Raw genomic sequence first — 248 nt, 5'->3', positions numbered from 1 at the left:
TACTGACCTTTTCGGGTTGCCTTCGGGTGGTGACGTTGGGTGATTGCTGCGGTATGCCGGTGTTATGCGGTACGCGGATGGTGGGGGCCTGACTGCTGAGCGGCGGGCTGCGCGTGAAGGGATCCGGCTGGAGGCCGGGCGGAGGTCCGCTCGAGGTGACAGGAATACGGTCATCGCCAAGGACCTGCGGGTGAGCGAGCGTTCGGTGGAGCAATGGCGCCGCAACTGGCGTGAAGGCGGCATGGAGG

1 protein-coding gene is annotated in these 248 nt (G+C 65.7%); it reads left to right on the top strand.

Annotated features, from left to right (window positions below; translation table 11 throughout):
* Positions 1-64: 64 nt before the first annotated feature.
* Positions 65-248, top strand: a 184-nt coding sequence (locus KUM44_RS31590; protein WP_217213187.1) for a helix-turn-helix domain-containing protein, incomplete at its 3' end; no start/stop codon positions are given.

The sequence above is a fragment of the Streptomyces sp. AC550_RSS872 genome, from assembly GCF_019049285.1.
Taxonomy (GTDB): domain Bacteria; phylum Actinomycetota; class Actinomycetes; order Streptomycetales; family Streptomycetaceae; genus Streptomyces.
The sequence above is the reverse complement of the archived record's forward strand: the minus strand, read 5'-3'. Positions and strand labels throughout refer to the sequence as shown.